This is a genomic window from Halorubrum sp. ASP1 (genome assembly GCF_005435135.1).
GTDB lineage: Archaea > Halobacteriota > Halobacteria > Halobacteriales > Haloferacaceae > Halorubrum > Halorubrum tropicale.
Window position 1 is genome coordinate 45,930 of the sequence record NZ_SGUA01000003.1, and the last position, 22,123, is coordinate 68,052.

A 22,123-nucleotide genomic window follows, 5' to 3' on the forward strand; every position below is an offset into this window, starting at 1 on the left:
ACCCGCACGCTTTAGACCGTTGCCGCGATACCGGCCGGTAGATGGATCTGGAGGCGATCCCCGGCGTCGGCGCCAAGACGGCCGCGGCCCTGCGCGAGCTCGACGACCCGGCCGCGACCGTCGAGTCCGGCGACGTGGCCGCCATCGCCCGCGCGCCGGGCGTCAACGAGGCCCGCGCGGCCCGCATCGCGCGCGGGGCGATCCGCCGCCGCCACGGCGACGACGGGCGGGTGCTGGCCACCGACCGGGCCCGCGAGCTGTACCGGGAGGCGATCGACCTGCTGCGCGAGCGGACCGTCACCGACTACGCCGCGAAGCGACTGGAGACGTTCTACCCGAGCGCGTCCGCCTCGCGCATCGACGAGGCCCAGGCGTTCGCGGCCGCCGCGACGGAGCGCGACCCCGACCCGGCGGTCCGCGAGGCGCTCGCGGACTGCGCGCCGCTCGCCGACCCCCCGACCGTGCGCGTCCGCGACCGGTGCCTCGCGAGCGCCGACGCCGAGACGCTCGCGCGGGCCGAGGCCGAGGTGCCCGAGCTCTCCGTCGAGACGGTCGAGGACGCCCGTGACGTCTCCGAGCTCGGCCGGTCGTACGCCTCGGTGATCGTCTTAGACGAGTCGTTCGCCGGCCTCGACGTGGAGGGCGACGTGAGCGTGCGCCCGGACGCGCTGGAGACCCCCGCGGAGACGGTCCCGGAGCGCCTGCTCGCCTTCTTCGCGGAGAACCGCGAGCGGCTGGAGGCGGCCGCGGCGGTCCACGAGGCCGCCGCGGCGGCCGGGGACCCCGTCTCGGACGGCGACCCCCCCGTCGACATCGACCGCCTGCGCGACGCGCTCTCGCGGCTCGACGACGACGGCACCATCGCCGGCGACGCGGAGTTAGACCGGTTGACGGTCGCCGTCGACGACCTCGACGCCGCGGTGTCGACGGCGGCGTCCGTCGCCGACGACCGGCTGCGCGAGGCGATCCGCGAGCGCGACGTCACCATCGAGGGGACCGACTTCCTCTCGCTGGTCGAGCAGGGCGCCCGCGTCGACTCGCTGCTCGACCGCGAGCTGGCCGACGAGTACGACGCGGCGGTCGACGCCGCCCGCGAGCACCTCGCCGACGCGCTCCGCTTAGAGCCCGAGGAGGCGGAGCTGGCGGAGCGCGTCTTCGGCGGCGACCCCTCCTTCCCGGTCGACCACGACGAGAGCGCGGTCTCGCGGCTGCGCACCGAGCTGTCGGCGGCCCGCGACCGCCGCGCGGCGACGCTGAAGGCCGAGCTCGCGAGCGACCTCGGCGACCTCCGCGAGCCGGTCGAGGAGCTCGTGCGCGACGCCCTCGAACTCGACGTGGAGCTGGCTATCTCGCGGTTCGCCGACGACTTCGACTGTGCGATGCCGGAGGTCGTCGGGTCGGAGGCGGCCGACGCGGACGCCGGCTTCCGCATCGAGGGCGGCCGCTCCCCGCTGCTCGACGTGGACTTCGCGGCCGTCGAGCCCGTCGACTACGCCGTCTCGGGCGCGACGCTGCTCTCCGGGGTCAACTCCGGCGGCAAGACCTCGACGCTCGACTTGGTCGCGCTGGTCGTCGTCCTCGCGCAGATGGGCATGCCCGTGCCCGCCGAGTCGGCCACCGTCGAGCGCTTCGAGGAGATCCACTACTACGCGAAGTCGCAGGGGACGCTCGACGCGGGCGCGTTCGAGGCGACGCTGCGGGACTTCGGCGACCTCGTCGACGGCGCGGACGGCCGGCTCGTCCTCGTCGACGAGCTGGAGTCGATCACGGAGCCGGGCGCCTCCGCGAAGATCATCGCGGGCATCCTAGAGGCGCTCGACGACCAGGACGCCACCGCGGTCTTCGTCTCCCACCTGGCCCGCGAGATACGCGACGCCGCCGACTTCGCGGTCGCGGTCGACGGCATCGAGGCCGCGGGGCTCGTCGACGGCGAACTGCGCGTGAACCGCTCGCCGAAGAAGGGGCACCTCGCGCGCTCGACGCCGGAGCTCATCGTCGAGAAGCTCGCGGACGACCGCGGCGGCGAGTTCTACGGCGACCTGCTGGAGAAGTTCTGAGGGCGGGGCCGCCGCGCTCGGCCGTTCGCGCCGCCGCGTTCTGCCGGCCTCAGTCGCCGTCGAGCTCCGCCGTGACCGTGATCTCCACGTCGAGCGGCGCGGGGAGCCGAGACACCTCGACGCAGGTCCGCGCCGGGTATGGTTCCGAGAGGAACGACCGGTACGCCTCGTTCACCGCGTCGTAGTCGTCCATGTCCGTGAGGTAGACGGTCGCCGACACGATCGCGTCCGGGGTCGTCCCGGCCGCCGCTACGATCGCGGCGACGTTTTCGAGCGTCTGCGTCGTCTGTTCGCCGACCGACTCGGGCGCCTCCCCCGTGTCGGGGTCCACGCCCGTCTTCCCCGAGACGTGGACCGTGTCGCCGGAGACGATTCCCTGTGAGTACGGGCCGAGCGCTTCCGGCACGTCGTCCGTCGTGATCTCTCGCATGACCGGGGCGACGACGCGCCGCAGCATCAAGATGCGGGTCGCGGGGGTCACCCCGCCCGCTCCGGATGCTTTCCCCCGCGCCGACATATTCATACAGGCTCGGTCGGAACCGAGCCGTATGCCTGCCGTGTCCCCGTTCGGCGTCCTCCTCTTCGCGGGGCAGGCCGGCGTCGGCGCTCAGGTGTCCCGCTCGCTCCCCGACCGTGGCCGCGCTCGTCGCGCCGCGGTCGGGCTCGCCGTGGCGGTACTGGGTCTCTTGGTCCTGTTCAGATTCGGCGTCATCGCGGCGCTCGCCGCCGACCTGATCGCGCTCCTCGCCGTCGCGGGGGTGACGGGGACGTCCGGTCGCCGCCCGCTTCGAGGGTAGACGCCGGGCTCGCGGTGGGGCGTCTCAGTCGTCGTCGGCCACCGCCGGCTTCCGGCGGTCGTCGCGGGGGCCTTCGAGGTCGACCTTCGGGAGCATGTCCCGGAGGTAGCGCCCGGTGTGGGAGGCGTCCACGTGGGCGATCTCCTCGGGCGTGCCGTCCGCGACCAGCTCGCCGCCGCCGTCGCCGCCCTCGGGGCCGAGGTCGATCACGTGGTCGGCGTTCTTCACGAGGTCGAGCTCGTGCTCGATGACGACGACGGTGTTGCCGGCGTCGACGAGCCGGTGGAGCACGTCGATCAGCTTGCGCTCGTCCTCTTTGTGCAGGCCCGTCGTCGGCTCGTCGAGGAGGTACAGCGTGTCGCCGGTCGCGCGCTTCCCGAGCTCCTCGGCGAGCTTCACGCGCTGGGCCTCGCCGCCCGAGAGCGTGGTCGAGGGCTGGCCGAGTTCCATGTAGCCGAGCCCCACGTCCTTCAGCAGCTTCAGCCGGCGTTCGAGCCCGCGGTGGCTCTCGAAGAACTCGTGGGCCTCCGCGACGCTCATGTCGAGCACGTCGGCGATGGTCTTCCCCTTGTACTCCACGTCGAGCGTCTCGTCGTTGTACCTGGCCCCGCCGCACTCCTCGCAGGGGACGTACACGTCCGAGAGGAAGTTCATCTCGATCTTGACGGTGCCCTGCCCGCCGCACTCCTCGCAGCGCCCGCCCTTCACGTTGAACGAGAAGCGCCCCTTCTCGTAGCCGCGACGCTTCGAGAGCTTCGTCTCCGCGAACAGCTCGCGGACGTGGTCGAACACGTCCGTGTACGTGGCGGGGTTCGAGCGCGGCGTCCGCCCGATCGGCGACTGGTCGATGAGCCGCACCGTCTCGACGTCGTCGAGCCCCTCGATCGCGTCGTGTGCGCCGGGGTCGACCGAGGTGTTGTCGTTCATCTCGCGGGCGAGCCCCTTGTAGAGGATGTCGTTGACGAGCGTCGACTTCCCGGAGCCGGAGACGCCGGTGACCGTCGTCAGCGTGCCGAGCGGGATCGGCACGTCCAAGTCCTTCAAGTTGTGCTGGCGGGCGCCCCGCACCACGAGCTCGCCCTCGGGCTCGCGCCGCTCGTCGGGCACCGGAATCCCCTTCCGGCCCGCGAGGTAGTCGGCGGTCACCGACTCCTCGGCGGCGACGACCTCGTCGAAGTCGCCCTGGGCGACGACCTCGCCGCCGCGCTTGCCCGGGCCGGGGCCCATGTCGATGATCTCGTCGGCGCGCCGCATCGTCTCCTCGTCGTGCTCGACGACGAGGAGGGTGTTGCCCAGGTCGCGGAGCCCTTCGAGGGTGTCGAGCAGCCGGTCGTTGTCGCGCTGGTGGAGCCCGATGGAGGGCTCGTCCAAGACGTACAGCACGCCGACGAGCCCCGACCCGACCTGCGTCGCGAGCCGGATGCGCTGGCTCTCGCCGCCCGACAGCGTCGACGCCTCGCGGTCGAGGGTGAGGTACTCCAAGCCGACCTCCTCCATGAAGCCGAGGCGCGCGCGGATCTCCTTGAGGATCTCCTCGGCGATGGTCGTCTCGCGCTCGGTCAGCTCCGCCTCCATCCCCTCGAAGTGCTCGCGGGCCTCGGCGATCGACAGCTCGTTGACCTCGGTGATCGACGTGCCCGCGACCAGGACGTGCCGCGACTGCTCTTTCAGGCGCGTCCCCTCGCACTCGGGACAGGTCGTCACGGCCATGTACTCCTCGATGTGGTCGCGGGCGCGCTCGGAGTCGGTCTCGACGTGGCGGCGCTCCAGGTTCGGGATGACGCCCTCGAACCGCTCGGTCTTCTCGCGGGTGCCGTTCTTCGTCGTCCACTCGAAGTGGACCAGGTCGTCGGTCCCGTAGAGGAACTGCCGCCGGATCTCCTCGTCGAGCTCCTCGAACGGCGCGTCGAGGTCGACGCCGAAGTGGTCGGCGACGTTGTCGAGCTGTCGCGAGTAGTAGGTGCGGTCGTAGCTCCACGGCTCGAACACGTGCTTCAGCGGCTTCGACGGGTCCTCGATCACGAGGTCCTCGTCGACCTCCTTCGTCGAGCCGATCCCCTCGCACTCGGGGCAGGCGCCGTACGGGCTGTTGAAGGAGAACGAGCGCGTCTCGATCGCGGAGAACTGCACGTCGGAGTTGGGGTTGCCGAGCTCCTCGGAGAACTCCACGACGAGCCGGTCGTCGCCGTCGGCGTCGGCCGCGAGCGACCCCGTCGAGCGCGCGTTCGACGCGAACGGCACGTCCTCGGGCGGGTCCGGGACGATCAGCTTGAGGACGCCGCCGGCCGCTTCGAGGGCGGTCTCGACGGAGTCGGTGATCCGCGAGCGGGCGTCCGGCGAGACGGTGACGCGGTCGACGATCACGTCGATCGTGTGGTCGTAGTTCTCGTCGAGCTCGGGGTCGTCGAGCGTGAGGTCGACCGGCTCGCCGTCGACCTCGACGCGGCTGTACCCGTCCGACACCAGCTCCTCGAACAGGTCCTCGAACGCGCCCTTCTGGTCGCGGACGACGGGCGCGGCGATCTTCGCGCGGGTGTCCTCGGGGAGGTCGAGGATCTGGTTCACCATGTCCTGGGCGGACTGCTCGCCGACCTCCTCGCCGGTGACCGGGTCGTACTGCGTGCCGATCCGGGCGTACAGCAGGCGGAGGTAGTCGTGGAGCTCCGTGACGGTCCCCACCGTCGACCGGGGGTTGTTCGCGGCGTTCTTCTGGTCGATGGAGATGGCCGGCGAGAGCCCCTCGACGGACTCAACCTGCGGTTTGTCCATCTGTCCGAGGAAGTTGCGGGCGTACGCGGACAGCGACTCGATGTAGCGCCGCTGCCCCTCGGCGTAGACGGTGTCGAACGCGAGCGACGACTTCCCCGAGCCCGAGAGCCCGGTGACGACGGTGAACTCCTCGCGCGGGATCCGGACGTCGAGGTCCTTGAGGTTGTGCTCCTCGGCGCCGCGGACCTCGATGTAGTCCTTGCTCATTTCTACTCTGCCGTTGCGGGCGCGCGCGGGAATAGTCGTCGGTCGCGGGGGCCTCGCGAGGCCGTTGCCGCCGGCGACCGCGCCGAGCGCGCGCGCGGCTCACTCCCCGATGAACTCCGCGGGCGGCGAGAGGTCGCGGCGCCCGCCGAAGGTGACGAGGAAGAGGACGCCGACGCCGATCCCGTACGCCAGCATTAGCGGGATCGTCGCGAGGAACATCGTGATCACGTCGGCGGGGGTGAACACCGCCGCGACGAGCATGATCCCGATCGTCACCTCGCGCCAGCGCTCCCGGAACACGCGGTACGGGACGCCCGCGTTGTTGAGGAGCACCATCGCGATGGGGATGTCCGCGAGGAAGCCGATCCCGATCGTGGTGTAGATGACGAGCCAGAGGAAGTCGCTCACCTGGTAGGTGATGACCATGTCGGCGAGGCGCGCGTCCGTGACGAGCCAGCCGATGATCCCGGGCGCGATGGTCGTGTACCCGAGCGCGAAGCCGCCGATCATCCCGGCGCCGAGCGCGCCCGCCCAGAGGTACACCTGGTAGATCCGCCCGGCGACGAAGCCGCGCTCGCGGAGCGCGGGCCACGCGTAGTAGAGGGCGACGGGGAACGCGGCGAAGATGCCGAGCATCACCGAGAACTTCACCATGAAGATGAGCGCCTCGACCGGGTGGAGCGTGATGATGTTGATCCCGCCCTCCACCTCCGCCGGCACGCGCCGTTCGAGGTCGGCGCGGACGGTGCCGAGGCCGCCGAGGTACAGCCACGTGAACGCGGCCGCCATCACGGCGCCGAACACCGCGACGATCCGGAACGACCGCGTGCGCAGCGAGTCGAAGATGAACTTGAGGTCCTTGTAGTAGCCGCCGATGTCGTCCTCGGCCGCCTCCTCGTTGCCGTCCGTCAGCTCGGCGAGGAACGTCGAGCCGGCGCGCGAGGTCCGGTTCTGGACGGAGCCGACCAGCCCGTCGCCGCCGTCCCCGGCGTCGCCCGCGGCGTCGGCGTCGCTCGCGTCCGACTCGCCGTCGTCGTCGCTCCCCTCGTTCACCTCGTCGTAGCGGTCGAGGATCGCCTGCGCCTTCTCCGGGTCGTCGTCGTCGATCGCGGCCTGCGCCAGCGCGAGCGACTCCTCTTCGCCCATCTCGGCGAACGCGTCCGCGGGGGCCGCCCGCACCCCCGCGGCGTCGAGCTCGCCCACGTCGATCGCGGTCGGGTCGCCGTACTGCGCGCCCGCGCTCGTCGTGTCGAGGTCGGTGTACACCGCCCACAGCGTCGCGACGGCCGCGAACGCGAGCGCCCAGAGGGCGGCGTAGATCCAGAGCGCGGTCGCGGGGTCGAGGCCGAGCCCCTCGCCCGGCGCGAGGAAGCGGCGGGTGCTCCCCGCGAGCCGCAGGAGGTCGTTGACCGCGGTCCGGCCGCCGTACTCGTAGAAGCCGTACACGAGCGCGCCGCCGAGGACGGTCGCGCCCCCGACGACGTTCCAGTGGTCCCGGACCGCGCCGAGCACGTGGATGCGGTCGGAGCTCCGCTTGGCCGTGACGACGAGCTTCGCGAGGTAGAGGCTGAACCCGTACAGCGCGACCAGCGGGAACGCCCACAGGAGCTGCGTGAACGGGTCCGGCGGGGAGAAGACGGCGCCGAACACGAAGATGGCGACGACCGCGTAGCGCCACTTGTCCCGGAACGTCTCGTACGGGACGATCTCCGCGTACGACAGCCCGGTGATGAGGAGGGGCATCTGTCCGGCGAGCCCGAAGGACAGCGAGAGGAAGACGATGAACTCCGTCCACATCACGATCCCGTAGGTCGGCTGAATGTCGGCCTCCAGGCCGAACTCGGCCAGGAAGCCGAACATCAGCGGGAAGAAGGCGAAGACGCCGTAGGCGACGCCGGCGGAGAACAGGCCGGCGCCGAGCAGCCCGAGCAGCGCGAGCTTCCACCGAGCGATCGGCGACTGCGGCCACATCCCCCGGGCGCGGAGCTCGTCGCGGGTGACGTAGATCAGCGGCGGGATCGCGGTTATCGCGCCCACGATCAGTCCGATCTTCGCTTGGAGGAGGATCACCTCGAACGGGGTCGTCGCGATGATGTCGGCCTCCTCGGCGACCGCGGCGCTCATGTTCGACTCCGTCACCTCGCGGAGCCGGTCCCAGATGTACGTGCGCAGCGCCCAGAACGTCGCGAGGAAGCCGATGAGGAAGACGACGAACACCTTCTGGAGGTCCTTCTGGATCGAGCGAAGGAACGCCTTCGCCGTCTCCTGGCCCTCCGCGATCGACCGTTGGGTGTCCTCGTCGAGGGCGCTCGCCATACGGAGGGCGAGGGCCGTCGCCGTTATCAACCTTTTCGACCGCGGGCGCCGCCGCCGGCGCCGTTCCGGGACGGCCCGCGGAGCGACGCCGATCGGTCCCGCGCGGCGCCGCTATCCGAAAAGGTTGATAACCGCCCGGTCGCGTAGGGAAACTGAATGGACGACTCGGACCGGTCGCGCGACGACGACTCGGCCGCCGCTGACGGGTCGACCGACGAGGCCGAACCCGAGAGCGACGGCGCCGTCGACGACGGGTCCGAGACCGACGCGGAGCCGTCCGCGGGCGTCGAGTCCGAGGTGACACCCGAGGTCGAGCCCGAGGTCGGGTCGACCGACGGCGACGACGACTCCACGGCGGGCGAGACGGACGGCGACGACGACGGGTCGCCGGAGACGCTCTCGGACCCGGACGAGGTGGTCGAGGCCGAGGACGCCGGTCGGTCGGCCGCGCTCGACGACGGTGACGAGGCCGACGAGGAGTCGGTCGAGGCCGAGGCGTCTGCGGACGACGAGGCGTCTGCGGACGGCGAACTGTCGGCCGACGACGCGACGGTGGACGACGCCGAGGCCGCCGGCGACGGCGGCACCCCGGCGACGACCGCCGAGGCCGCGGACCCCACGACCGCCGGCGTGCCGACGACCGAGGACGACGAGCCGTTCGACGGGATCGAGGGCCCGGAGACGGACGAGGAGATGCCGCTCGCCGTGCACATCGAGGAGATGATGCGCCGGCTCGCGGTCGTGTTCCTCATCGGCGGCCTCGCGACGCTCGTCGTCGTCACCGAGTCGACGGAGCTCATCAACTACTTCTGGAGCTACCACATCCCGGCGCCGATGGAGAACCGGCCGCGACTGTACGGCCCGCTCGAACTCCCGCTCACCCGGCTGAAGGTGGCCGGCCTCGCGGGCGTCGTGGTCGGGCTCCCGGCGTTCGTCTACGAGACGTACCGGTTCATGCGGCCGGGGCTGTACCAGACCGAGCGGCGCTACTACCTCGCGGCGGTGCCGACGAGCCTCATCCTCGGCGGGATCGGAATCGCCTTCGCGCACTTTCTCGTGTTGCCAGCGATCTTCTCGTATTTCACCACCTATACCTCCGACGCGGCGACGATCGCCTTCGGGCTCGCGGAGACGTTCAACCTGATCGTCATCATGCTCGCGTTCATGGCGATCGTCTTCCAGATCCCGCTTTTCATCATGCTCGCGATCATGATGAACCTCGTCACCCGGCAGTGGCTGGAGGCGAAGCGGCTGATCTTCTGGGGGACGTTCCTCGGGATCGCGTTCCTGTTCAGCCCGGACCCGACCGGGATGGCGCCGATCATCGTGACGCTCACGATGATCGCCCTCTTCGAGGGGACGCTCGCGATACTGCGCTGGACCGGGAATTAGATCCAGGCGCTGTCGCTCGTTTGGCTTCGTTGAACCCCTCAGTAGGTGATATGTCTTTAGAGCTGTGCTGCATAGAGAGCGCGAGTGCATCACGAGTCAAACGAACAAAGACCATCAGGAGGATTATCGTAATCACACGCTCGGCGGTAGCCGAAGTCGAGGCGTTCTCCTTCCCAGAGCGTGCCCTCGGCAATTGCAATCGAACAGTCGCCACCGTCTGTCTCGTACCCTTGGAACGACTCGGTAACCCAGTCGCTATCGTCGACTCGAACATCGACTTCGTATCGTCCACGGGCACTCCCCCAGTCGCACTCCGGAATCGCGCTCTCGACGACGGCCCCGTCCTGTCCGGCCATATCGTGTGTCGAACGGTGAACGTTTGTGCCGTCGCGTCTCACCCGAATTGCAATCTGGTGAGCGTTCTCGGTGGAGTTGTGAACTGCGACGTAGCCAAGTTGGAACGACTCGTTCGGAATCCCCGCGAGACTATCTAGACACCCGGACGTCGAGGCGGCCCCATAGGTAGCGAGCGAGGCAAGGAGGGCACGACGATTCATACGTCGGTTTTTGTCCTTTTCAAAAAGTATCTTCCCATACCCGTCTCGTCAGATACATCCTCTGTATCGGTCAGGCCGATACTGACAGGAGACGAGTGGTTCAGCTGATTCGTGCTGCATGGAGGGCGCGAGTCTTGCATAGAGAGTTCTTTCGAAATCACCTCGAAAAGTAATCTATCGATCGTTTTCATCACCCATTCATGGAGTCGAATCCTACCGGATACGGAGGCTCGCGCGACCGAGTTGGTTTAGGAACGGAATGCCTCGAACACCCGAGACTCGATTTTCTGGAGGTGTTCGCCTACCGTTCCAGCAGAAAGCTCCAATCGGTCGGCGATATCCTGATGGGTCACTTGGCGTGGTACGTCATAATACCCGAGATCGAGGGCGACATTGAGCACCTCCCGTTGACGGTCCGTCAACTGGACAGGCAGCGGCGTCCCTGCCTCCAAATAGGGTCCGATCCGTTCAATCGACACGTCGAGTGTTGGTGGTAGATCGGCGAGGGCCTCCTGTATCACCTGGTTCGTTTCCCCGATCAGAACCACTCGGTGTCGCCCGTCTTGCGTGCTCCCGATGGGGAAGTCGAAGAACACCTCGTGCGTACGTGGTAACTTGAGGAACTCCTTGAGTTCGGGTGGTGGGTGGGCATGGACGTACACAAGCGCGCTCCCGCCCTGCTCGCTGGAGATGCTGTGACCGAGGACGTCCGCGTTTTCGCTCAACAACCTCGCCGCGTCGTCCATATCACCGCGCAGCCGGCCGAGCAGGACAACGGTTTCGTCCGCCAGGATGTTCAGGTGATAAATTCGATCCCGTTCGAACTCCGAGTCCGGGCCGAACATCCGAGAGGAGATATGCGAACCGGAAGGCTGTCCGAGGGTGAACGTGACCGCTCTCATACGACGTACGTTTCTCGCTTCGGTCCTCGCTGCGGACACCAATCAACGCCTCTCTCACCGGCTCTCATATATACTACCGATAGTGCTAGGCAGTAGCCTAACTCTTCCCCCCACCGTACCCAACTGCTATGAGTGCCATGGAAACGCCCGAAACAGCCCGCAGAGATGTCACAGATACGTACAACTACCGGCATTTCGGGCCGGAGTACTACGATTTCAAGCGGTTCGACGGTCCCAGACCGGGTGACGAGGCCCCCGATTTCGAGGCGACCACGCTCGATGGGAATGCCGTCAGCCTCTCCGACTTCGGGGGATCCTGGGTAGTCTTAGAGACGGGAAGCCTCACGTGTCCGATTGCCGATTCGAAGGTCCAGGCTATGGATAAACTCTCTCAAAAGTTCGAAGACGTCGTATTCATCCTCTTGTACACGCGGGAGGCCCACCCAGGAGAGAACTGCGAGGCGCACCACTCGTTCCAGGACAAACTGGAACGCGCGAGGAAGTTTGAGGCCGACTACGATGTCGAGCGCACGGTCCTCGTGGACGATATCGAAGGAACGGGCCACCGGAAGTACGGCGGTATGCCGAATTCGGTGCACGTCATCACCCCGGACGGAGTCGTTGTGATGCGGGGCGACTGGAACCACGTGAGCAAGGTCAGGGAGATACTTGAGCGACGGGAGGACGATCGGATATACAAACGGGATATCTACCGGGGGCGGCCGCTTTTTTTCACCCGAAAGAAGGGTGCCATCCGAGTGCTAGTTGAGGCGGGCCCGAGAGCTGTCTGGGACTTCCTGAAGAACATGCCGGTGCTCGGCTGGATGCATCTGAAAAAAGAGTTCAGAAGCAAGTCGTCGAACAAGTAGTTAAGAGACGATCCGCCGCAAAAAGCCCGGAATTCCGCTCAATCGTGATGATCGGTTACCGGTCACGCCGGGCCCGTTAATCCGATGCCGTGATAGATACACGCTCTGTATCTCGCACGGCGATCCTATCCGTTCTTTAGGGTTTCAACGGAGCCGTGATAACGGATCGTCGGCGGACACCGCCAATGCCCCCGCCGTGAGACGGGCGCACGCTCGCTGTGCTCCTCAGTCGCTCGCGCTGCTCGCTCCCTGCGGGCTGCCGTCGTCATCAGAGCGCGGAGCGTTCTGATTGGCTCACGAGCGGTTGCCCTCGTGAAGGCCCGTGCCCGCTCACGGCTGCCCCTTTGCGTCCCGCTCCGCACAGACCGCACCTCGCGCCTCCCCAGCCTCGTCGGCCTCCCTCCGGTCGGCCGACTCCCTCGCGCGGTGCTGTTCGCGGCCGCCACCGGCGGCCGCTCACGGGCGCGCGCCGTCGATACGCCTTTGTCGCCGGACGAGCGAACGGTCGCGTATGGTCCTCGGTCTCCTCGTTCCGGCAGCGGTCTCGTTCGTGTTCGCCGCGATCGCGGCGTACGTGGGCGCCCTCCGCGCGCTGGAGGTGTACTTCGACCCGCATCAGGACAGCGTCTTCCTCATGGACGACCGCGACCCGCCGCGGCGTCAGTGAGGACGCGGCGGCCCCCCGACGCGTCGCCCGCCGAGCGCCCGCAGGCCTCAGTCGTCGCCGAGCAGTTCGACGAGCAGGGCGTTCTGCGCGTGCATCCGGTTCTCCGCTTGGTCCCAGACGAGCGCGCGGTCGGATTCGAGCACGTCGTCGGTGATCTCCTCGCCGCGGTGCGCGGGGAGGCAGTGCATCACCCTCGCGTCGGTGCCGGCGAGCAGGTCGGCGTTCACTTGGAACCCGTCGAAGGCGGCGAGCTTCTCGTCGCGCACGTCCTCTTGGCCCATCGAGATCCACACGTCGGTGTACACCACGTCGGCGTCCTCGACGGCGGCCTCGGGGTCGGTCGTCGGCGTCACGTCCAGCCCGAACTCGGCGGCGCGGTCGAAGACGGAGGGGTTCATCCCGTAGTCGGCGGGGGTGGCCACCTCCACGTCAATGCCCGCCATCGCGGCGCCGACGACGAACGACTGCCCGACGTTGTTGCCGTCGCCGACCCACGCCACCGTGGCGTCCGCGCCGACCGTTTCGCGGATCGTGAGGAGGTCCGCGAGCGTCTGGCAGGGGTGCGCCTCGTCGGTGAGTCCGTTGATCACGGCGCAGTCGGCGTACCCCGCGAGCACCTCGACGTCCGCGTGGTCGAAGAGGCGCGCCATCACGCCGTCGACGTAGCGGCCGAGGACGCGCGCGGTGTCGCGCAGCGGCTCGCCGTGGCCCAGTTGGATGTCGTCGGGGCCGAGGAACATGGCGTGGCCGCCGAGCCGCGTCATCCCGGTCTCGAAGGAGACGCGGGTGCGCGTCGAGGGCTTCTCGAAGATCATCCCGAGCGTCGCGTCCGCCAGTCGGGGGTCGGTCTCGCCCGCCTTCATCGCGGCGGCGCGGTCGAGCAGGGCGTCCAGTTCGGCGGGCGTCACGTCGTCGATGTCGAGGAAGTCGTCGGTGGCGAGTGGCATCGTTGGGTGGTGTGGTGTCGTTGGAGACCGGTCGAGTTCGAAGGTCGCGGCGGTCGGTCAGCGTCGCTCGCGGCAGACCTCGGTCAGCACGGACACGGCGCGGTCGAGGTCGGGCAGCGGGAGCCGCTCGTCGGGCGCGTGGTCGAGGTCGGAGTTGCCGGGGCCGTAGGTGACCATCGGGCAGTCCCACGCGGCCGCGAAGAGGTTCATGTCGCTCGTGCCGGTCTTCCGGAGCAGGCGCACGTCGCCGCCGGCGCCCCGGATCGCGACGCGGAACGCCCGCGCGAGGTCGGTCCGGGGGCTCTCCATCACCGGCGGCATCGGCTCGCCCCAGTGGACCGAGCCGGTGGTCAGCTCGGCCTCCGCCAGCTCGTGGATCTCGTCGACCGGCCGCGAGGGCGGGACCCGGAGCTGGACGTCCATCGTCGCCTCGACGGCGAGCCCGTCGCCGCTCAGGCCGCCGTCGACCGAGATGGGCTTCGTCGTCACCTGGTCGAAGACGGCGGTCTCGTCGTCGTCGGGGGTGAACGTCTCCTCGACGCCGTGCCACCAGTCGATCGCGTGCTGGATCGCGTTCGGCTCCGGCCGCGAGGAGTGGCCCGACTCGCTCGTGTTCACGTACGTCCCCTCCAGCAGGCCGCGGTAGCCGAGGGTGATCCCCCGCCAGCCCGACGGCTCGCCGTTGATCACCGCCTCGGGCGCGTCGCGGTCGCCGATGAGGGCGCGCGCGCCGCCGGAGTCGACCTCCTCGCGGACGACGCCCGCGAACGAGACGCCCGTCTTCACCGCCGCGACCGCCATCGCGACGAGCGGGCCGGTCGCGTCGACCGCGCCGCGGCCCCACAGCACGGGGTCGCCGGGCTCGCCGACGCGCACGTCCGAGGGCTCGGGCAGCTCGCCCTCGGGCGGCGCCGGCCGCACCTCGACGGGGATGTCGCCCGGCACCGTGTCGACGTGGGAGGTGAGGAGGACGGCGTCGTCCGCCGGCGCGCGGACGTTCCCGGCGTCGTCGATCCACGCCTCCCGGCCGTTCGCCTCGAAGAAGTCGACGAGCCGCTCCGCGGCCCGCTCCTCCTCGCCCGACGGCGAGGGGATCGAGACCATGTCGTACAGCAGCTTCCGGGCGGGCGTGTCGCAGGCCGCCGGGTAGCCGCCGCCGGCGACCACGTCGCCGCCCTCCTCGGACGCGGCGTCGGCCTCACGTCCCTTCCCGGCCGCCATCAGCCGATCACCTCCTCGATCGCGTCGACGACCGCGTCGGCGTGCTCGCGCTCGATCGTCAGCGGCGGGAGCAGGCGGAGCACGGTCCGCCCCGCGGGGAGCGCGAGGATCTGGTGCTCGATGGCGAGGTCGCGCAGCAGCCGGTTCGAGCCGCGGCGCACCTCGATCCCCACCATCAGCCCGTCGCCGCGCACGTCGCGCACGTCGTCGCCGAGGCGGTCCCGGAGCTCGCCGCGGAGGTACGACCCCACCTCGTCGGCGTGCGCGGGCAGGTCCTCGCGCTCGATCACGTCGAGGGTGGCGCCCGCGGCCGCGGAGACGACCGGGCCACCGGAGAACGTCGAGCCGTGGTCGCCGGCGTCCGCGGCGATCCAGTCGCGGCACAGCGTCGCGCCGATCGGGAGCCCGCTGCCGAGCCCCTTCGCGGTCGTGAGGATGTCCGGGACCACGTCGTGATTCTCCGCGGCCCACATCGACCCGGTCCGGCCGAGCCCGGTCTGGATCTCGTCGAGGATCATCGCGGCGCCGCTCGTCGCGGTCGCGACCCGGACGGCCTGGAGGTACTCGGTCGGGACGGGGTTGATCCCGCCCTCGCCCTGGAGCGGTTCCAGGATGACCGCGGCGGTGTCCTCGTCGACGGCCTCGCGCATCGCGTCGGCGTCGCCGTACTCGACGAACTCGACGCCGCCCGCGAGCGGGCCGAACCCCTGCTTGTACTTGTCCTTCCAGGTCGTCGCGAGCGTCCCCATCGTCCGGCCGTGGAACCCCTGCGTGGTCGCGACGATCTTCTCGCGGCCCGTCGCGTGCCGGGCGAACTTCAGCGCGGCCTCGTTCGCCTCCGTGCCGGAGTTACAGAGCCAGACGTTGTCGACGTCGACGGGCGCGAGCTCGGCCAGCCGCTCGTACAGCGCCGTCCGCGCCGCGTGCGGGTACGACGCCTGGACGTACATGAGCTCCTCCAGCTGGCTCGTCGCGGCGTCGACGACCTCGGGGTGGCAGTGGCCGACCGGCGTACAGGCGTAGCTGGCGCCGAAGTCGAGGTACTCGGTGCCGTTCGCGTCCGTGAGGTGGACCCCGTCGCCCGAGGCGATCTCGATCGGCTTCTCGGAGAAGACGAAGCCGCTCACGCGGTCTCACCCCCTTCCTCGGGGGCCTCGCCGCCGCCGGCGTCGTCGCCCGCGCCGTCGCCGAGCGCGGACCGCTCGATGGCCGTCCCCTCGCCGCCGAGCGCGGCGACGACCGGGTTGCGGACGTTGGCGTCCGCGATCACGACGCGGCCGGCGCCGCCCTCGAGCGCCTCCGTCGCGGCCATCACCTTCTTGCCCATGAACCCCTCGGCGGCGTCCTCGACGGCCGCCAGCTCCTCGGGCGTCGCGGCCGCGTCGATGCGGGTCTCGGGGTCGTCCGGGTCGGCGTACACGCCCGACACGTCGGTCAGGAGGACGAGGTCGGCGCCGAGCGCGCCGGCGACCGCCGCGGCCGCGCGGTCGGCGTCCGCGTTGACGGGGGTCACCTCGCTGTCGCCCTCGTCGCCCGCCATCGGCGGCGAGACGACCGGGGTGTAGCCGTCGTCGAGGAGGCCGGCGAGCAGGGAGGCGTTCACCGACTCGATCGTTCCGGAGTGGTCGCCGCGGCGGATCTTCCGCTTGCCGTCCTCGACGACGCGGACCGCCGACTTGCGGGGCCCGGAGAGGAGACCGCCGTCGACGCCCGAGAGGCCGACCGCGTCGACCCCGGCCGACCGGAACCGCGCCGTCAGCTCGGTGTTGAGCTTGCCCGCCATCGCCATCGCGAACGCCTCCATCGTCTCCGCGTCGGTGAAGCGGCCGGTGACGCCGGAGGCGGACTCGACGTACTCGGGCTCGATGCCGAGCCGTTCGAGCGTCTCGTCGACGACCGTCGAGCCGCCGTGGACGACGACGACCTCGCGGCCGTTGGCCGCCAGGTGCGCCACGTCGCCGACCGCGCCGGCGGGGTCGACCGCCTTCGCGCCGCCGACCTTCACGACGACCGGGGGCTCGTCGGCGGCCGCGCCGCCGGTCCGCTCCCCGCTCATGGCGACCCCACCGGGTGGAGCCCGTCGAACTCGAGGCCGGCGGTCTCGGGCAGCCCGAGCGCGACGTTCGCCGCGTGGACCGCCTGGCCCGCCGAGCCCTTGGTCATGTTGTCGATAGCCGAGAAGACGACGACGCGCCGGTTCCCGGGGTCGAGCTCGAAGCCGACCTCGCCGTGGTTCGTCCCGGCGACCGACTTCGGCTCGGGGTAGCGGTAGACGCCGCCCCCGCCCGAGACGATCCGCATGAACGGCTCGTCGGCGTAGGCGTCGCGGTACGCGCCCCACAGGTCCCCCTTCGAGACCGGCTCGTCGGGGAAGACGTGGCAGGTCGCGCTCGCGCCGCGCACCATGTCGACCGCGTGGACGGTGAAGGAGACGGAGAGGCCGAGGTACGCCTCGATCTCCGCCTCGTGGCGGTGCCCCGTGGGCGCGTACGGGCGCACGACGCCCGACCGCTCCGGATGCGAGGAGGCCGCGCCGCCGCCGGCGCCGCCCTCCGAGGAGCCGACCTTCACGTCCACGACGACCTCGCCGGCCTCGGGACCGAGCGCGCCCGCGTCGACGAGCGGCTTCAGCCCGAGGATCGCCGCGGTCGCGTTGCAGCCGCCGCCGGCGATCAGGTCGGCGCCGGGGAGATTTTCGCGGTTGATCTCCGGGAGCGCGTACTCGGCGCGTTCCAGGTACTCGGGCGACTCGTGGCCGTCGTACCACTCGTCGTAGGCGTCGGCCTCGGGGAGCCGGAAGTCCGCCGAGAGGTCGACGACCGTGTCGGCCGCCTGCAAGAACTCGTCGACCCGGCCCATCGAGACGCCGTGGGGCGTCGCCGCGAACAGCACGTCGACCGACTCTAGATCGTCGGGGTCCGAGAAGCGCAGGTCGAGCCCGCGCAGGTTCGGGTGCGAGCGCCCGACGGTCATGTTGTCGGCCGACCGCGAGGTGGCCTGGACGACCTCGAATCCCGGGTGGCCGGCGAGGAGCCGCAGCAGCTCGCCGCCGGTGAAGCCGGTGCCGCCGACGACGCTCGCGGTGTACGTCTCCGCGGTCGCGTCGCCGCCGTCGGTCGTGTTCACGCGTCCACCCCCGCGACCGATCCCTCGGCGAACTCGCCCGCTTTCGCCTCCAGCCAGTCGACGACCCGCGCCGGAACGTCCACGTCGGTGGCCGCGTCGAGCGCCTTGAACTCGACGGTGTGGTTCACCTCGTGGACGGTGTAGTCCTCCGCGCCGCCCTCGGCGGGGTCGGCGTCCGCGTCGACGCCCACTTCCATCAGGTCGACGCCGAGCATGCCGCCGCCGACCGCGTCCGAGGCCTTCTCGACCAGTTCCGTCGCCCGCTCGTCGAGGTCGAACGACTCCGTCTCGCCGCCCTTCGCGGCGTTCGTGAGCCAGTGGTCGGACGACCGCGTCATCGCCGCGACCGGCTCGCCGTCGACCGCCAGGACGCGGACGTCGCGGCCGGGCTTGTCGACGAACTCCTGGACGTAGAACACCTTGTGCTCGTAGTGGCCGAGCGTCTCCTTGTGTTCCAGTATCGCCTCGGCGGCGTTGCGCGAGTCGATCTTCGCCATCAGCCGGCCCCACGAACCAGTGACCGGCTTGAGGACGCACGGGTAGCCGAACTCCTCGATCGCTTCCAAGGCGGCCTCCTTCGTGAACGCCACCTCCGTCGCCGGGGTCGGCACGTCCGCCTCGGCGAGCGCGAGCGAGTTCCTCGCCTTGTCGGCGCAGACGTCGCCCGTCTCGGGGGAGTTCACCACCGGGACGCCGTAGCTGTCGAGGAAGCGGGTCGCGTACAGCGACCGGCTCGTCGACAGGCAGCGGTCGACGACGAGGTCGAGGTCGTCGACCACCGCCGTCGTGGACTCCAGCCCGAACCGCTCCGTCCGGACGTCGATCTTCTCGACCGCGTGGCCCCGGTCGCGAAGCTCGTCGAGGAGGAGCTTCTCGTCTTTCCGGATCCGAGAGTAGAGGACCCCTACGCGCATGTCGACCACTCGCGTGTCGCGGCCGTGGCGGTCGTCGCCATCTACTCGCCCCAGTCCTCCTCGAGCTCCGGCGCCTCCTCCAAGACGACCGGGTCGAGCGAGATGACCTCCAGTTCGGTCCCGGTGACCGGACTGTCGATGATCTCGCCGACCTCGACGTCGGCCGGGATCTCGATCTCCTCGCCCGTGATCGGGTCCTCCGCGGTCAGGGTGTCGGTGTCGCTCGTCATCGTGCCCACATCTCCGCCGTGAACGGGCATAAAGGCTTCGAACTTATAAGATAATTTATACAAAGTGGATCGGCCGCTAACGGAAGAATATCGGCGAAATACCGGCGTGACGAGATCGAATGTCAGATCTCGGTAGTAAGTATGTCCCCCTACGGGGACGGTCGTCGTCGTCGGTCGGGTCGGTCCCGACCGAGCCGACGCCGACCTCGCGGGCGTCGCGGCTCAGACATAGCGGTCGACCTCCGCGTCCAGCGCCTCGCTCGCGTCGGCGAGCGCGTCGCGCTCGGCCGTCAGCGCGGCCTCGTCTCCCTCGATCCCCGCCTCGGCGTCGGCGAGCGCGTCGGCGAGCGCGTCGGGCGCCGGTCCCCCGACGGAGTCGCGGCTCGCGACGCTTTCGGCCGGGTCGAGCGTCGACTCCACGTCCTCGCGGCTCACGTACGCGGAGAGGGGCTCGCCCGTCACCTTTCGAGCGGCCTCGTCAACTTTTGCGGCCGCCGCGGCCGGCGAGTCGTCGTCCGCGACCGTCTCCGCCGCGGCCGCGACGATCTCGTGGGCCGTCCGGAAGGGTAACCCGCCGGTCGCGAGCAGGTCGGCGACGCCCGTGGCCGTCGAGAACCCCTCTCCGGCGGCCGTCGCGAGCGCCGCCTCGTCCCACTCGGCGGTCGCGACCGCGCCCGCGGCGACCTCGGTCGCCTCCCGCACGTCGCCCGCGACCTCGAAGACGCTCGCGTGAGCGCGCTGGAGGTCGCGGTTGTAGGCGCGCGGGAGCCCCTTCAGCAGGCTCAGCGTGCCGGTCGCCTCGCCGATCGCGTCGCCCGCCACGCCGCGGGTCAGCTCCAGCGTGTCGGGGTTCTTCTTCTGGGGCATGATCGAGGAGGTGGAGGCGTACGCGTCGGCCAGTTCGACGACGCCCTTGTTCGAGAAGACGATCAGGTCCTCCGCGAGCCCCGACAGCGTCGTCGCGAGCGTCGCGAGCGCGCTCGCCGACTCCGCGAGGAAGTCGCGCGCGGAGGCGGCGTCCATCGAGTTGCGGACCGTCCCGTCGAAGCCGAGCAGCCCGGCGGTGCGGTCGCGGTCGACGTCGAACGGGGTCCCCGCGAACGCGGCCGCGCCGAGGGGCGACCGGTTCACGCGGTCGTACGCGTCGAGCAGCCGCTCCGTGTCGCGCGCGAGCCCGCCCTCGTACGACAGCAGGTAGTGTCCGACCGTCGTCGGCTGGGCCGGCTGGAGGTGGGTGTACCCCGGCATCACCGTCTCCGCGTGCTCTTCGGCGACCTCGACGAGGGCCTCGCGGGCCGCGACCGTCGCCTCGACGGCGTCGAGCAGGTCATCGCGCAGGCGGTAGCGGATACACGTCGCCACCTCGTCGTTGCGCGAGCGGGCGGTGTGCATCCGGCCGCCGTCCGGGCCGACCCGGTCGATGACCGCGGTCTCGATTGCCTCGTGGACGTCCTCGCCGGCGGGGAGTTCGCCGTGCCCGGCGGCCTCGACGGCGTCGAGCGCGCCGAGGATCTCGCCCGCGACCGCGTCGTCGACGATCCCCTGTTCCGCGAGCATGACCACGTGCGCGCGGTCGACCGCGAGGTCCGCCTCGAAGATGGCCGCGTCGGCCGCGAGGCTCGACAGGAACTCGCGGGCGGGGCCGCCGCTGAAGCGGTCGCGGCGGACGGCGGTGTCGCTCCCGCCGCTCGCTCCGCCGTCGGCGTCCGCCGCGGCGTCGGGATCGTCGTCGGTCATCTACTTCCCGTCGTCCGTCGCGTCCGGTTCACCGGATCCGTCGGTGGCCAGTTCGGGCTTCGAGACGCTCGCCTTCACGTCGTTCGCGAGGCGCTCCTGGAGGCCGTGGTACTTCGCGACGCCCGTCGCGTCGGACTGCGCGATGCCCGCCACGTCCTCGGTGTTGAACGAGGCCATCTCCTCGGAGTAGACGGCGTACTCGGAGTCGCGCGCGACGACGCGGCAGTCGCCGCCCGAGACCTTCACCGTCGCCGTGCCGGTGACCACGTCCTGCGTCTCGTCGACGAAGGCGTTCAGCGCGTCGACGACGGGCGCGAACACGAGCCCCTCGTAGGCCTTCTCGGACCACTCCTGCTCGATCCCCTTCTTGAACGAGCGCTCGTTCTTCGTCAAAACGAGGTCTTCGAGCGCCTGGTGGGCGGTCAAGAGGACGGTCGCGGCCGGGTGCTCGTAGTTCTCGCGCACCTTCAGCCCGAGCATGCGGTCCTCCATCACGTCGGTGCGGCCGACGCCGTAGCCGCCGGCGTACTCGTTGAGGTGCTGGATGAGCGGGACCGGGTCCATCGCCTCGCCGTCGACCGCGACCGGGACGCCCGCCTCGAACGTCACCTCGATGGTGGTCTCGCCCTCGGGCTCCGCGGTCCACTCGTAGATGTCCTCCGGCGGCTCGTAGTCCGGGTTCTCCAGCTTCCCGCCCTCGACCGCGCGCGACCAGATGTTCTCGTCGATGGACCAGACGCCGCCGTCGCCGGCCTCGACGGGAAGGTCCTTCTCGGCGGCGTAGTCGATCTCCCACTCGCGGGTGAGGCCCAGCTCGCGCACGGGGGCGATCACGTCGAGGTCGGAGCCGCGCCAGACCGCCTCGAAGCGGAGCTGGTCGTTGCCCTTCCCCGTACAGCCGTGCGCGATGGCGTCGCAGCCCTGCTCCTCGGCGACGCCGAGGATCGCCTCGGCGATGACCGGACGCGCGAGGGCGGTGCCGAGCGGGTAGCCCTGGTAGCTGGCGTTCGCCTTCACCGCATCGAAACAGAGGTCCGCGAACTCCTCCTTCGCGTCGACGACGTGGATGTCGAGCCCCAGCGCCTCCGCGGTCTCTTCTGCCTCGTCGAACTCCTCCGTCGGCTGGCCGACGTCGACGTTGACGCCGATGACCTCGTCGTAGCCGTACTCCTCTTTCAGCAGCGGTACGCAGACCGTGGTGTCGAGTCCCCCGCTGAACGCGAGTGCAACGCTCGTCATTACCAGAGTACACCCTCCCTACGCCCTTAAATTCAGCGGTTTAAATATTGTAAGAAAAAGGCGAAGCGGCCGCTCGCGGAACGCGGAGTCGAGACTCTTCGGAACGGAGCGGCGCGAACGCGACGAGAGGTGAGGATTACTGGCCCGAAGGGCCTCGTCGTCGCGCCGCGCCGGAG

Annotated in this window: 19 protein-coding genes; 5 read left to right on the plus strand and 14 right to left on the minus strand. The window is 70.0% G+C overall.

Annotated elements, in window-relative coordinates:
- Window positions 1–41: 41 nt before the first annotated feature.
- Window positions 42–2,057, plus strand: coding sequence for a MutS-related protein (locus tag EXE48_RS05180; RefSeq protein WP_137710914.1), 2,016 nt, complete (start codon window positions 42–44; stop codon window positions 2,055–2,057).
- Window positions 2,058–2,106: 49 nt separating this feature from the next.
- Here the strand turns inward: EXE48_RS05180 and EXE48_RS05185 are convergent, their stop codons facing one another.
- Window positions 2,107–2,487, minus strand: a complete 381-nt coding sequence (locus EXE48_RS05185; RefSeq protein ID WP_137710915.1) for a RidA family protein — start codon at window positions 2,485–2,487, stop codon at window positions 2,107–2,109.
- Between the two features lie 118 nt (window positions 2,488–2,605).
- Here EXE48_RS05185 and EXE48_RS05190 point away from each other — a divergent pair, with 118 nt between their 5' ends.
- Window positions 2,606–2,854 (plus strand): hypothetical protein, encoded by a 249-nt coding sequence (locus tag EXE48_RS05190; RefSeq protein ID WP_137710916.1) that lies wholly within the window; start codon window positions 2,606–2,608, stop codon window positions 2,852–2,854.
- Window positions 2,855–2,878: 24 nt separating this feature from the next.
- Here EXE48_RS05190 and uvrA read toward each other — a convergent pair whose 3' ends face one another.
- Together uvrA and tatC are read right to left on the minus strand one after the other, a co-directional pair.
- Window positions 2,879–5,830, minus strand: a complete 2,952-nt coding sequence (gene uvrA, locus EXE48_RS05195; protein ID WP_137705105.1) for an excinuclease ABC subunit UvrA — start codon at window positions 5,828–5,830, stop codon at window positions 2,879–2,881.
- 99 nt (window positions 5,831–5,929) lie between these two features.
- Window positions 5,930–8,146, minus strand: coding sequence for a twin-arginine translocase subunit TatC (gene tatC, locus EXE48_RS05200; protein WP_137710917.1), 2,217 nt, complete (start codon window positions 8,144–8,146; stop codon window positions 5,930–5,932).
- Window positions 8,147–8,302: 156 nt separating this feature from the next.
- On the opposite strand from tatC, the gene EXE48_RS05205 reads away from it, so the two are divergent.
- Window positions 8,303–9,538, plus strand: coding sequence for a twin-arginine translocase subunit TatC (locus tag EXE48_RS05205; RefSeq protein WP_137710918.1), 1,236 nt, complete (start codon window positions 8,303–8,305; stop codon window positions 9,536–9,538).
- An 89-nt stretch (window positions 9,539–9,627) separates the two neighbouring features.
- On the opposite strand, the gene EXE48_RS05210 is transcribed toward EXE48_RS05205, so the two are convergent.
- Window positions 9,628–10,095, minus strand: coding sequence for a hypothetical protein (locus tag EXE48_RS05210; RefSeq protein WP_137710919.1), 468 nt, complete (start codon window positions 10,093–10,095; stop codon window positions 9,628–9,630).
- A gap of 248 nt (window positions 10,096–10,343) precedes the next feature.
- On the minus strand, window positions 10,344–10,997 hold the full coding sequence (locus tag EXE48_RS05215; RefSeq protein ID WP_137710920.1) for a helix-turn-helix domain-containing protein: 654 nt from the start codon (window positions 10,995–10,997) through the stop codon (window positions 10,344–10,346).
- A 137-nt stretch (window positions 10,998–11,134) separates the two neighbouring features.
- Between EXE48_RS05215 and EXE48_RS05220 the strand changes: the two genes are divergently transcribed.
- On the plus strand, window positions 11,135–11,866 hold the full coding sequence (locus tag EXE48_RS05220; RefSeq protein ID WP_158295104.1) for a TlpA family protein disulfide reductase: 732 nt from the start codon (window positions 11,135–11,137) through the stop codon (window positions 11,864–11,866).
- Window positions 11,867–12,377: 511 nt separating this feature from the next.
- A complete protein-coding gene (locus tag EXE48_RS18720) occupies window positions 12,378–12,533 on the plus strand; it encodes a hypothetical protein (protein WP_167551886.1) in 156 nt (51 codons plus the stop codon).
- A gap of 47 nt (window positions 12,534–12,580) precedes the next feature.
- Here EXE48_RS18720 and argF read toward each other — a convergent pair whose 3' ends face one another.
- From argF to EXE48_RS05265, 9 genes are all read right to left on the minus strand, one after another.
- On the minus strand, window positions 12,581–13,480 hold the full coding sequence (argF, locus tag EXE48_RS05225) for an ornithine carbamoyltransferase (RefSeq protein WP_137710922.1): 900 nt from the start codon (window positions 13,478–13,480) through the stop codon (window positions 12,581–12,583).
- 57 nt (window positions 13,481–13,537) lie between these two features.
- The gene (locus EXE48_RS05230) at window positions 13,538–14,701 is read right to left on the minus strand and encodes a [LysW]-lysine hydrolase (RefSeq protein WP_137710923.1); all 1,164 of its coding nucleotides are present in this window, start codon (window positions 14,699–14,701) and stop codon (window positions 13,538–13,540) included.
- Window positions 14,701–15,828 (minus strand): aspartate aminotransferase family protein, encoded by a 1,128-nt coding sequence (locus EXE48_RS05235; RefSeq protein WP_137705110.1) that lies wholly within the window; start codon window positions 15,826–15,828, stop codon window positions 14,701–14,703. The genes EXE48_RS05230 and EXE48_RS05235 overlap by 1 nt, the downstream gene beginning before the upstream one ends.
- Window positions 15,825–16,757 carry an acetylglutamate/acetylaminoadipate kinase gene (locus tag EXE48_RS05240; protein WP_137710924.1) on the minus strand — a complete coding sequence of 311 codons (933 nt, stop codon included), beginning with the start codon at window positions 16,755–16,757 and terminating at the stop codon, window positions 15,825–15,827. The genes EXE48_RS05235 and EXE48_RS05240 overlap by 4 nt, the downstream gene beginning before the upstream one ends.
- A complete protein-coding gene (gene argC / locus EXE48_RS05245) occupies window positions 16,754–17,827 on the minus strand; it encodes an N-acetyl-gamma-glutamyl-phosphate reductase (RefSeq protein WP_121599923.1) in 1,074 nt (357 codons plus the stop codon). Before argC ends, EXE48_RS05240 begins: the two co-directional genes overlap by 4 nt.
- Window positions 17,824–18,741 carry a lysine biosynthesis protein LysX gene (gene lysX, locus EXE48_RS05250; protein WP_137710925.1) on the minus strand — a complete coding sequence of 306 codons (918 nt, stop codon included), beginning with the start codon at window positions 18,739–18,741 and terminating at the stop codon, window positions 17,824–17,826. Before lysX ends, argC begins: the two co-directional genes overlap by 4 nt.
- A 41-nt stretch (window positions 18,742–18,782) precedes the next feature.
- A complete protein-coding gene (gene lysW, locus EXE48_RS05255; RefSeq protein WP_004599337.1) occupies window positions 18,783–18,971 on the minus strand; it encodes a lysine biosynthesis protein LysW in 189 nt (62 codons plus the stop codon).
- A gap of 222 nt (window positions 18,972–19,193) precedes the next feature.
- Window positions 19,194–20,708 carry an argininosuccinate lyase gene (gene argH / locus EXE48_RS05260; protein WP_053770350.1) on the minus strand — a complete coding sequence of 505 codons (1,515 nt, stop codon included), beginning with the start codon at window positions 20,706–20,708 and terminating at the stop codon, window positions 19,194–19,196.
- Entirely contained in the window at window positions 20,709–21,947 is a 1,239-nt protein-coding gene (locus EXE48_RS05265) for an argininosuccinate synthase (RefSeq protein WP_137705115.1), read from the minus strand.
- Window positions 21,948–22,123 lie beyond the last annotated feature (176 nt).

What these genes read in the sequence shown, in the direction of transcription:
- EXE48_RS05185 (WP_137710915.1), bottom strand. Translation starts at nt 2,487, where the DNA reads ATGCGAGAGATCACGACGGACGACGTGCCGGAAGCGCTCGGCCCGTAC.
- lysX (WP_137710925.1), bottom strand. Translation starts at nt 18,741, where the DNA reads ATGCGCGTAGGGGTCCTCTACTCTCGGATCCGGAAAGACGAGAAGCTC.
- lysW (WP_004599337.1), bottom strand. Translation starts at nt 18,971, where the DNA reads ATGACGAGCGACACCGACACCCTGACCGCGGAGGACCCGATCACGGGC.
- EXE48_RS05210 (WP_137710919.1), bottom strand. Translation starts at nt 10,095, where the DNA reads ATGAATCGTCGTGCCCTCCTTGCCTCGCTCGCTACCTATGGGGCCGCC.
- EXE48_RS18720 (WP_167551886.1), top strand. Translation starts at nt 12,378, where the DNA reads ATGGTCCTCGGTCTCCTCGTTCCGGCAGCGGTCTCGTTCGTGTTCGCC.
- EXE48_RS05205 (WP_137710918.1), top strand. Translation starts at nt 8,303, where the DNA reads ATGGACGACTCGGACCGGTCGCGCGACGACGACTCGGCCGCCGCTGAC.
- tatC (WP_137710917.1), bottom strand. Translation starts at nt 8,146, where the DNA reads ATGGCGAGCGCCCTCGACGAGGACACCCAACGGTCGATCGCGGAGGGC.
- EXE48_RS05215 (WP_137710920.1), bottom strand. Translation starts at nt 10,997, where the DNA reads ATGAGAGCGGTCACGTTCACCCTCGGACAGCCTTCCGGTTCGCATATC.
- EXE48_RS05230 (WP_137710923.1), bottom strand. Translation starts at nt 14,701, where the DNA reads ATGGCGGCCGGGAAGGGACGTGAGGCCGACGCCGCGTCCGAGGAGGGC.
- EXE48_RS05265 (WP_137705115.1), bottom strand. Translation starts at nt 21,947, where the DNA reads ATGACGAGCGTTGCACTCGCGTTCAGCGGGGGACTCGACACCACGGTC.
- argH (WP_053770350.1), bottom strand. Translation starts at nt 20,708, where the DNA reads ATGACCGACGACGATCCCGACGCCGCGGCGGACGCCGACGGCGGAGCG.
- EXE48_RS05190 (WP_137710916.1), top strand. Translation starts at nt 2,606, where the DNA reads ATGCCTGCCGTGTCCCCGTTCGGCGTCCTCCTCTTCGCGGGGCAGGCC.
- EXE48_RS05240 (WP_137710924.1), bottom strand. Translation starts at nt 16,757, where the DNA reads ATGAGCGGGGAGCGGACCGGCGGCGCGGCCGCCGACGAGCCCCCGGTC.
- argF (WP_137710922.1), bottom strand. Translation starts at nt 13,480, where the DNA reads ATGCCACTCGCCACCGACGACTTCCTCGACATCGACGACGTGACGCCC.
- EXE48_RS05220 (WP_158295104.1), top strand. Translation starts at nt 11,135, where the DNA reads ATGGAAACGCCCGAAACAGCCCGCAGAGATGTCACAGATACGTACAAC.
- EXE48_RS05180 (WP_137710914.1), top strand. Translation starts at nt 42, where the DNA reads ATGGATCTGGAGGCGATCCCCGGCGTCGGCGCCAAGACGGCCGCGGCC.
- uvrA (WP_137705105.1), bottom strand. Translation starts at nt 5,830, where the DNA reads ATGAGCAAGGACTACATCGAGGTCCGCGGCGCCGAGGAGCACAACCTC.